Source organism: Streptomyces nanshensis, from assembly GCF_001751255.1.
GTDB classification, from domain to species: domain Bacteria; phylum Actinomycetota; class Actinomycetes; order Streptomycetales; family Streptomycetaceae; genus Streptomyces; species Streptomyces nanshensis_A.
Map to the genome: position 1 here is coordinate 1 of NZ_LJGW01000308.1, position 8,168 is coordinate 8,168.

The window sequence follows — 8,168 nt, forward strand, 5'->3', positions numbered from 1 at the left end:
CCTGTTGGCGTCCGCCTGCGTGCCCGGCACCGACGGCTCCGGCGCGGCGGGAGCGGGCGTGCCCGGGGCGGCGGCAACCGCCCGGCCCGACCCGTCCAAGGCGGGGAAGGCCACGCTGACCGTCTGGGACCAGGAGATACGCGGCGGCCAGAACGACGAACTGGAGCGGCTGAACGCCGAGTTCGAGAAGAAGTACCCCAACATCCGCATCAAGCGCGTCGCCCGCAGCTTCTCCGACCTCAAGACCACGCTGAAGCTGGCCGTTTCGGGCAACAAGCCGCCGGACGTCATCCAGGCCAACCAGGGCTACCCCGACATGGTCGCCTTCGTGAAGGCGGGCCTGCTCACACCGCTCGACAACTACGCGGGCATCTACGCCTGGAACACCCGCTATCCGAACACGCTCCTCAACCTCAACCGGGTCTCCGCCGACGCCCGCGACTTCGGCACCGGACGCCTCTACGGCATCTCCCAGACCGGCGAGTACATCGGCGTCTACTACAACAAGGACGTACTGGAGAAGGCCGGAGTCGACCCGCCGAAGACCTGGAAGGAGCTGACGGACGCCCTGCCCCGGCTCAAGGACGAGGGCGAACTGCCCGTCCAGTTCGGCAACTTGGACAAGTATCCGGCGATCCACACCTTCGGCGTGCTGCAGAACCAGGCCGGCGGCGCCGAGGAGACCCGCGAGAGCGTCTTCGGACGCGGCGACGGCTTCGCCAACGAGCCGACGAAGGAGGCGGCGCGCACCCTCGCCGACTGGAAGAAGCACGGCTACGTCCCCAAGGGCGCCAACGGCACCGGATACGACGACGCGGCGAAGAAGTTCGCCGACGGCGACGGCGCCTTCCTCATCACCGGCACCTGGCAGCTCCCGGACCTGAAGAAGACCATGGGGGACTCGCTGGGCTTCATGCCGCCGCCGCCCGCGAAGAAGGACGCGGATCCCGTCACCACCGGCGGCCAGGGCCTGGCCTGGTCGGTGACCTCCAAGTCCCGGCACCCCGAAGTGGCCGCCGCCTACCTGGACTTCATCACCAGCCGGCACGCGGCGGACGTGATGACCGAGGAGGGCGTACTGCCCGCCGTCCCCGGCAAGGCCGCCGAGAAGATCCCCGAGGGCAGCGCCGACGCGCAGATGGTCGACGGCTGGAAGCAGCTCAACGCCGCCGACGGACTCGTGCCGTATCTCGACTACACCACGCCCGACTTCTACGACTCGCTCTCCGCCGACCTCCAGGGCGTCATCGACGGCTCCGTCTCCCCGGACCAGCTCTCGGAGAAGATGCAGCGCTCCTACACCGGCTTCCAGAAGGACAAGCGCGCCGAGAAGCAGAACGACGGGAGCGCGGGCCGGTGAGCGCCGCACCCGCGGCCCCGTCCGCCGCCCCGGACTCCCCGCTCCCGCCCGGGACTTCGGCACCGCGCGGGAGCCTGCTGCGCCGAACCGCCGGCCGCTACCGCCGCGGCGCCCCCGGCCGTCCCCGCGCCGTCGGCTATCTCTACATCGCCCCCGCGCTCGTGCTCTACGCCGTCTTCCTGCTCTTCCCCCTCGGCCAGACGGCGTGGCTCTCGCTGCTGCACTGGGACGGGCTGACCGCCGCCACCTGGGCCGGCGGCGCCAACTACCGTGCGCTGCTGACCGATCCGTCGCTGCGCGGCCCGTTCCTGCACGCCCTCGCGCTGCTGTTCTTCTACGCCGTGCTGCCCGTCGTCCTCGGGCTGCTGCTGGCCTCCGCGCTCTCGCGCTTCCGGGTGCGGGGCATGACGTTCTTCCGTACGGTCCTCTTCCTGCCGCAGGTGCTGGCGATGGTCGTCGTCGGCGTCGCCTGGCGCTCCGTCCTCGGCGCTGACGGACTGCTCAACGACGTGCTGCGCACCGTCGGTCTGGGCTCCCTCGCCCGCTCGTGGCTCGGCGACTACACCTGGGCGCTGCCGGCCGTGGGCACCGTCGGCACCTGGGTGGAGACCGGACTGTGCGTCGTGCTCTTCCTGGCGGGCGTGCAGCGCATCCCGCGCGAACTGTACGAGGCGGCGCGCATGGACGGGGCGGGCCCGCTGCGGGAGTTCTTCGCCGTCACCCTGCCCGCGCTGCGCGCCGAGACCGCCGTCGCGCTGACGCTCACCATCGTCGCCGGGCTGCGCAACTTCGACCTGATCTACATCACCACCAGCGGCGGCCCCGGCAACGCCACGTCCGTGCCCGCCTACGAGGTCTACCACCGGGCCTTCGAGACCAACGAGGTCGGCTCGGCGGCGGCCATGGGCATCGGACTGACCGTGCTCATCTTCGTGCTGACGGTCTCCGTCGCGCGTCTGGTCGAGGGGCGTGAGCGATGACCGGCCGGCTCGAACGCAGCGTCACCTACGGCATCCTGGCCCTCTTCGCGGTCATCAGCCTCACGCCGGTGATCGGCATCCTCTCCACGGCCTTCGGCCGCCAGTCGTCCCTGGACACCGGCTTCGCACTGCCCGACGGTCTCAACTGGGCCAATTTCGCCGACGCCTGGACCCGTGGCCACTTCGGCTCGTACCTCACCAACTCGGTGCTGGTCGCCGTCGTCGTGGTCACGGCGACGACCGTCCTCGCGGTGCTCGCCGCCTACGCGTTCGGCGTGATGCGCTTCCCCGGCTCGAACCTGCTCTTCTATCTGTTCGTGCTCGGGCTGACCCTGCCGCAGGAAGCCCTCGTGGTGCCGCTCTACTTCGATCTGCGGTACTGGCAACTCACCGACACCTACTGGGCGTTGATCCTGCCGCAGACCGCGCAGTCGCTGGCGTTCGGCGTGTTCTGGATGCGTACGTACTTCCGCGGCAGCCCTCGCTCGGTCATCGAGGCCGCCCGTATCGACGGTGCGTCGAGCTGGACGACGCTGTGGCGCGTGCTCGTCCCGATGGGGCGGCCCGCCCTGTCCACGATGGTCGTCATCGTCTTCATGTGGACGTGGAACGAGTTCCTCATGGCGCTGGTCATGGTCAGCGACGAGGCACACCGCACCGTCCCGCTCGGACTCGCCTTCTTCCAGGGGCAGCACAGCTCCGACACGGCGCTGCTCGCCGCCGCCTCCGTGATGATCGCGCTGCCGGTCGTGGTGGTGTACGTGGCGCTCCAGCGGCGCTTCATCGAGGGGATGCTCACGGGCGCGGTCAAGGAGTGACCGCCGCGGCGCACCGCGCGGCCCGCCCTACCCGGCCCGCCGCGCGGTGACGCACGTCACCGCCCGTACGGTTCGCGCCATCCGCCCGGCCCCGCACGGCAGTTGTGGCGGTCACGTAAATCCCGCGGGCCCGGCCCAGGAATAGGTCTTCACACCCGGGGCACTCCACACACCCTCGCGGTGCTCCGGCACACCGCACTTCGCGGTGAGAGCCGGACGACAGGCACCGCGGGACCACGACCCGGCCGCACCGAGAGGGGTGAGAGCGTGGCGACAACGGGCGACAAAGTGAGAAATACACAGCAGACCGACCGCGCGCGGCAGCCCGGGAGCACCAGCGGGGAGCACGGCGACAGCGGTGAGTACGGCAGCCGGGAGCACGGCAAGAGCACCGGCAGCCGGGACCGGAACACCGCCCGGGAGCACGGCACCGGCCGGAAGCAGAGCAGCGGTGCGCGCAGCGGACGGGTTCCGGTGGCCGAGGCGATGCGCCTCGCGGCCGGACAGCTCGCCGAACTCCTGCGCAGCGAGCCCGACTCGGTGTCCTCGGTGAAGGCGGTGGACGACGGCTGGACGGCCGATGTCGAGGTGGTCGAGATCGAGCGCGTTCCCGAGACCACCAGCGTCATGGGCTCCTACCGCGTGCAGCTCGACGCCGCCGGAAACCTGCTCGGCTACGAGCGCACCCGCCGCTACGCGCGGGGCCAGATCGACCAGCGGAAGTGACCGCCGTCCAGTGACACGGCCCGTGTCCGTACGGAACGGACCGCACGCAGGCGACGAACGAAGGCCGTCGCGCGCACCCGCTTCCGCGGGATCCCTCCGCGTACACGGTCCGCGTACACCGTCCGACGGCCCTCGACCGCACTCTCCGGAAGGAGCAAGAGCGTGACCGTCATGACACAGAGCAACGCCCAGCAGCCGGCATCGGGTTCCGGTGGCGGCGGCAACCTCTACGACATCCTCGAACTGATCCTGGACCGCGGGCTCGTGATCGACGCGTTCGTGCGGGTCTCCCTCGTCGGCATCGAGATACTCAAGATCGACGCACGAGTCGTCGTCGCGAGCGTCGACACGTATCTGCGCTTCGCCGAGGCGTGCAACCGCCTCGACCTGGAGGCCGGCCGCAAGGCACCGACGCAGCTCACCGAGATCGTCGGCGACGCCACCGAGAGCGGCGCGAAGGGCAAGTCCAAGGGCGCGCTGACCGGGGCCGTCGAAGCGTTCAGCGAGTCCCTCCAGAAGGGCCGCGACGGCGAGGGCGAGAACGAGGAGCGCGAGCGGGAGCGGGAGCCGAGGAAGGCCGCCGCCTCCTCCGGCAGCCGCCGCACCACCCGCCGTAAGGAGGACTAGTCCATGTCCACCTACGTCTACGCCGTCACTGCGGCGGACCACCCGCAGCGCCTCGACGGGCTCGGCGCCGTCGGCGACCCGGCCGCAGAACTCCGTACGGCCGGCGACGGCACCCTGAGCGCGGTCGTCAGCGACGCCCCGGAGCAACTGCGCGCCAAGCGCCGCGATCTCGCCGCCCACCAGGCCGTGTTGGAGAAACTCATGGCGGACGGGCCGACGCTGCCGATGCGCTTCGGCCTCGTCGGACCGGACGACGAGTCCGTCGCCGCCGCCCTGGAGCAGAACCGCGAGGCGTATCTGCGGCGGCTGTCCGAACTGGACGGACGCCTGGAGTACAACCTCAAGGCGGGCCGCGAGGAGGAGGACCTGCTGCGCGAGATCGTCTCCGGCTCGGAGGAGATCCGGCGCCTGCGCGAGGTCACCCTCGAACACCCCGAGGCCCACGAGGAGAAGGTGCGCCTGGGCGAGCTGATCTCCGGCGAGGTACAGGCCCGCGGCGAGGCCGAGGGCAGAGAGCTGCTGGAGCGGCTCGCGGGCGCCGCGGAACAGCACACGGTGGCCGAGCCGACGGGACCGCACTTCCTGAGCGCCTCGTTCCTGGTACGGCGCGAGGACGCCGCGGCCTTCTCACAGGCCGTGCACGAGGAGGCGGAACGGCACGGCGACGCCTACTCCCTCAACCTCAACGGCCCGCTGCCCCCGTACAGCTTCGTCTGACCGTGATCGGAGGACCGTGCCATGGGCCTCGTCACCCAGCTTCTGACCCTGCCGCTGGCGCCGGTGCGCGGAGCGGTCTGGGTCATGGACCAAGTCGTGCTGACGGCGGAGCGGCAGCAATGCGACCCGGAGCCCGTACGACAGCAACTCGCCGCACTGGAGCGGGAGTTGCTGGACGGGCGCATCACGGAGGAGGAGTTCGACCGACGTGAGGACGATCTGCTGGACGAGCTGGAGCGGCGACAGGCCCACCAGCGTCGGCTGCAGGCGCACTCATGAGTACACGCACACCGTCCCCGGCCGCAGGCACGGGGAGACCGAGGTGATCCTGAGATGAACGGCAACGCGAAGATCGGTGTGGCGCTGGTGGGGGGCTACCTCCTCGGGCGCACACGCAAGGCCAAGATGGCCGTCGGCCTGGGCATGTACCTGGCCGGCAAGAAGCTCAACATCACACCGCAGCAACTGGTGCGGATGGTCGCCGACTCACCCATCGTCGGCCAGCTCGGCGACCAGGTGCGCAAGGACCTGGTCGGCAACACCAAGTCCGCGCTGACCTCCGCGGTCACCCAGCGGGCGGGCAGCCTCGCCGACTCGCTGCACGAGCGGACGCTCGACCTGAACGACCCGGCCCGGCGCGAGCGCGGCGACGAGGACGCCGACGAGGCGGACGCCCGTGACGAAGGCGCCGGTGACGCGGCCGACGAGCGGGACGAGGGCGACGGGGGCCGCGAGCGCTCCCGTACGCGCAAGACCCCGTCCTCGGGCGGCGGCACGTCCCGGTCGGCCGGGGCGGCCAAGTCGGCCCGCTCGGCGGGGACTTCGGTCTCGGCGAAGAGCGGCGGCGCCGCCAGGTCGGGCACGTCCGCCGCGTCCGACAAGACCTCCGGGAACGCCGGGGCCGCCGCGTCGAGCAAGGCCGGGAAGACGGCGCGCTCCACGCGGTCCACCGCCTCCGGCTCCTCCGGCGCCCGTAAGACGGCGTCCTCCGGTACGCGGGGGACCTCTGGCGGCGCCCGCAGGACAGCCGCGAAGACCGCCTCGGGCGGTACGCGGAAGACGGCGAACCGGGGAGGCGGCAATGGCTGAATCGACGTCGACACTGAGCAAGTTCAAGGACGACGTGGTCAACGACCCGGCCACGGACCGGCTCAAGCAGGAGCTGCAGTCCTACCTCCAGGCCCGCGCGGTCAAGGCGGTCTCCGGACTCGGCAGCAAGCTGGGCGAGGGCGTCGGCAAGCTCGCCGACCCCGGCCAGGGCGGCCCCGGCGGCCTCGTGGGCAGTCTCGCGAAGGGCGGCCAGGCGCTGAGCGAGGGCAAGTCGCCCGCGCAGGCGGCCATGACGGCCGGCACCTCGCACCTCAAGGACATGGTCAAGGACAAGGTCAAGGGTTTGTTCGGCAAGGGCAGCAAGAGCGGCGGCGGCAAGTCCAAGAGCGTGACCATCGTCGAGGACATCGACGTGGGCGTGCCCGTGCGCGAGGCGTACGACCAGTGGACGCAGTTCCAGGAGTTCAGCACCTTCGCCAAGGGCGTCGTCAGCGTCGAGAAGTCCGACGACGTCAGCAGCAACTGGAGCGTGAAGGTCGCCAAGTCCACCCGGAGCCTGAAGGCCAACGTCACCGAGCAGGTCCCGGACGAACGGATCTCCTGGACCACCTCGGGCGCCAAGGGCACTGTCAAGGGCGTCGTGACCTTCCACGCGGTCACGGACAATCTGACGCGCGTGCTGCTGGTGCTCGAATACTTCCCGGGCGGCTTCTTCGAGAAGACCGGCAACATCTGGCGGGCGCAGGGCCGTCGGGCGCGGCTGGATCTGAAGCTCTACCGCAAGTTCATCATGATGCGGGGCGAGGCCACCGACGGCTGGCGCGGCGAGATCCGCGACGGCGAGGTCGTCGTCGAGCACGACGACGCCGTGGCCGAGGAGGAACGCGCCCAGGAACAGCCGGAGGACTCCGGGGACGCCGAGAACTCCGAGAGCCCGGACGACGAGCCTAGGGGAGAGGAACTCTCGGAATCCGAGGGCGAGTTCGACGAGCCCGATGAGGACGAGGCCGAAAACGGCGACCCCGAGGGCGAGTTGGACGACGAGTACGAGCCCGAGGACGACTACGCGGACGAGTACGAGGAGCCGGAGGACGGCGAGCCGGAGGACGCCGACGACTCCGAGGACGCCGAACTCGAACTCGACGACTCCGAGGCGGACTTCGCCGAGGAGGAGGACGAGGACGAGCACGGCCGGCGCTCGGTCCCCGCGGGCCGCTGACCGCCCGAAGCCATCCGTCCATCGACCAGACAAGGCTGGAACCACGTGTCCGAATCACTTGCCGGACGTATGGGACCGTCCCCGAACACCCCCGGCGCGGCGGCCCCGTACGGTCAGCAGGGCTCCTCCGCCAACCTGGCGGACATCCTCGAGCGGGTGCTCGACAAGGGCGTCGTCATCGCGGGCGACATCCAGATCAACCTGCTCGACATCGAGCTGCTGACGATCAAACTGCGCCTGCTGGTGGTCTCCGTCGACAAGGCGAAGGAGATGGGGATCGACTGGTGGGAGAACGACCCCTCGCTCTCCTCACGTGCTCCCGCCGCCGCACGCGGACGGTGGTCCGACGCCGCCCTCGACGGCGGCGAGGAGCACGGCGCCCTCGCGGAGGAGAACGACCGCCTGCGCCAGGAGATCGAGCGCCTGCGCTCGGCCCAACTCCCCGCGGGCGAGGGCCCGTCGGAGGACGGGGGAGAGCGGCAGCCCGCCGGCGCCGCTCGGCGCAGCGGCGGTTCCGGCGGCACACGGAAACGCGGAGGTTGACCGGAGATGCCGAACCCGGCGGACGAGACCGCGGCGCCGCCGCGCACCCAGGACGACGACGCCCGGAACGGGACCCGGCCCGGAGCCCCGGGCCCGGACCCGACCCACGACCGTCGACAGGACCCACC

Annotated in this window: 10 protein-coding genes; all 10 read left to right on the forward strand. The window is 70.8% G+C overall.

Going from position 1 to position 8,168, the window contains the following annotated elements; genetic code table 11:
• Position 1: 1 nt before the first annotated feature.
• The 10 genes from AN218_RS18200 to AN218_RS18245 all read left to right on the forward strand — a co-directional run bounded on the left by AN218_RS18200 (position 2) and on the right by AN218_RS18245 (position 8,040).
• Entirely contained in the window at positions 2-1,360 is a 1,359-nt protein-coding gene (locus AN218_RS18200; protein WP_079132304.1) for an extracellular solute-binding protein, read from the forward strand.
• 74 nt (positions 1,361-1,434) lie between these two features.
• Positions 1,435-2,340 carry a carbohydrate ABC transporter permease gene (locus AN218_RS18205; protein WP_107421498.1) on the forward strand — a complete coding sequence of 302 codons (906 nt, stop codon included), beginning with the start codon at positions 1,435-1,437 and terminating at the stop codon, positions 2,338-2,340.
• Positions 2,337-3,158: a carbohydrate ABC transporter permease gene (locus AN218_RS18210; RefSeq protein ID WP_070017952.1), complete on the forward strand. Its 822-nt coding sequence runs from the start codon at positions 2,337-2,339 to the stop codon at positions 3,156-3,158. The genes AN218_RS18205 and AN218_RS18210 overlap by 4 nt, the downstream gene beginning before the upstream one ends.
• A 288-nt stretch (positions 3,159-3,446) precedes the next feature.
• On the forward strand, positions 3,447-3,884 hold the full coding sequence (locus AN218_RS38775) for a gas vesicle protein GvpO (protein ID WP_275936981.1): 438 nt from the start codon (positions 3,447-3,449) through the stop codon (positions 3,882-3,884).
• A gap of 162 nt (positions 3,885-4,046) precedes the next feature.
• Complete coding sequence (locus tag AN218_RS18220) at positions 4,047-4,511, forward strand: gas vesicle structural protein GvpA (protein ID WP_420855983.1); 465 nt, start codon at positions 4,047-4,049, stop codon at positions 4,509-4,511.
• A gap of 3 nt (positions 4,512-4,514) precedes the next feature.
• Entirely contained in the window at positions 4,515-5,228 is a 714-nt protein-coding gene (locus AN218_RS18225; RefSeq protein ID WP_070017953.1) for a GvpL/GvpF family gas vesicle protein, read from the forward strand.
• 21 nt (positions 5,229-5,249) lie between these two features.
• Positions 5,250-5,507 (forward strand): gas vesicle protein GvpG, encoded by a 258-nt coding sequence (locus AN218_RS18230; RefSeq protein ID WP_070017954.1) that lies wholly within the window; start codon positions 5,250-5,252, stop codon positions 5,505-5,507.
• A 54-nt stretch (positions 5,508-5,561) separates the two neighbouring features.
• A complete protein-coding gene (locus tag AN218_RS18235; protein ID WP_070017955.1) occupies positions 5,562-6,317 on the forward strand; it encodes a hypothetical protein in 756 nt (251 codons plus the stop codon).
• Complete coding sequence (locus AN218_RS18240) at positions 6,310-7,497, forward strand: SRPBCC family protein (protein WP_070017956.1); 1,188 nt, start codon at positions 6,310-6,312, stop codon at positions 7,495-7,497. Before AN218_RS18235 ends, AN218_RS18240 begins: the two co-directional genes overlap by 8 nt.
• 45 nt (positions 7,498-7,542) lie before the next feature.
• Positions 7,543-8,040 (forward strand): gas vesicle protein, encoded by a 498-nt coding sequence (locus tag AN218_RS18245; RefSeq protein WP_244900516.1) that lies wholly within the window; start codon positions 7,543-7,545, stop codon positions 8,038-8,040.
• Positions 8,041-8,168: the final 128 nt, after the last annotated feature.

Bases quoted from the DNA above. Each gene is read 5' to 3' on its own strand.
- AN218_RS18210 (WP_070017952.1), top strand. From the start codon at position 2,337: ATGACCGGCCGGCTCGAACGCAGCGTCACCTACGGCATCCTGGCCCTC.
- AN218_RS18225 (WP_070017953.1), top strand. From the start codon at position 4,515: ATGTCCACCTACGTCTACGCCGTCACTGCGGCGGACCACCCGCAGCGC.
- AN218_RS18230 (WP_070017954.1), top strand. From the start codon at position 5,250: ATGGGCCTCGTCACCCAGCTTCTGACCCTGCCGCTGGCGCCGGTGCGC.
- AN218_RS18235 (WP_070017955.1), top strand. From the start codon at position 5,562: ATGAACGGCAACGCGAAGATCGGTGTGGCGCTGGTGGGGGGCTACCTC.
- AN218_RS18240 (WP_070017956.1), top strand. From the start codon at position 6,310: ATGGCTGAATCGACGTCGACACTGAGCAAGTTCAAGGACGACGTGGTC.